The organism is Dyella monticola, assembly GCF_003363155.1.
GTDB lineage: Bacteria > Pseudomonadota > Gammaproteobacteria > Xanthomonadales > Rhodanobacteraceae > Dyella_B > Dyella_B monticola.
In genome coordinates this window covers 1-1,086 of the sequence record NZ_QRBE01000044.1, presented here as the reverse complement: position 1 = coordinate 1,086, position 1,086 = coordinate 1, and the positions used below count along the sequence as shown (strand labels likewise).

Below are 1,086 nucleotides of genomic sequence, written 5' to 3'. Positions count from 1 at the left end.
TGTGCAAGGTTCCGACCGAATGGGCCGCCGACGGCATCGAACAGCGCTATGCGTGGCTTAAACGCACGCAGCCCTTTGTGCGCACCGGCGAACAAAACCAAACACCCACGCTAAACGAAACCCAATGGGCCGCGTTCGAGGCGCATGTGCGGGCGCTGTGTTTTTGGGAACAGGCCAAGCAAGCCGGCCATCTGGACCTGGATGCGGTGCATTGGCATGTGGACCCACGGGAGTTTATTAAGCAGTTTCGGAAGTGTGGGTGGTTGAGCGTGGAGGAGTTGGCGCAGTTGATGCCGAGGAGGCCTTCGGGCATGACATGGGACACTGCAGAAGGCCGGCTTCGTCGCTATCAAATTGATTTAAACAAATGCTCCCAAAAATACTTGCTTGGGGTACGCGAACGCCTTGCGCAATTTTTGGCGCAGATTTATGCCGAAACAGACCGATTTAGAACAATTGAAGAAGATAGTCGTGGTGTGGGCTACACATATGGCTCTTTTTATGGTCGTGGCCTCATGCAGCTTACATGGGCGGAAAATTACGACGCATACGGAAAATATCGAAATTTTCCCGCCAATCCTTCCCGCACCTATCAGGGCACAGGCAGTCCCGGCGACCCCATAACAAGCACCTCCATGCACGAGTGGGCACCGCCAATTAAAGAGCCTGACCGAACAATCAAGCATGACCGTCGGCTATGGGCGCCGCGATACGACCCTGCGTTGATTGCCAGCGATACATACAACGCATGCGATAGCGCCGGTTATTTCTGGATCACCAAGCATTACATGGGTACCAGCAATATCAACCGCCTCGTTGATGAGGGCTTCAGCACTGACACGGTGGGAAAAACGAATGTATTGGTCAATGGTGGTTCCAACAGCTACAACGAAAGACAAGGCTACGCAGCTTATATTTATTGGTATCTGTCTGACAGCATCCAAACCGATGTTGTCCAGCAACTGACCTCGATCCAGCAACTGACCTTTGCGCGGTATGGCATCGAAAAGGGAAGGTGGATAGCAAACGGAGTCGCCTCTCACCAAGTGGACTACACGCCGCAAAGGCCCAATCGCTAAAAGGACA

The 1,086-nt window shown here is 53.1% G+C and carries 1 pseudogene; it reads left to right on the top strand.

Annotated features, from left to right (window positions below):
- Nucleotides 1–1,079 (top strand): annotated as a pseudogene (locus DWU98_RS22075) (hypothetical protein); the annotation flags it as partial.
- Between the last annotated feature and the right edge of the window lie 7 nt (nt 1,080–1,086).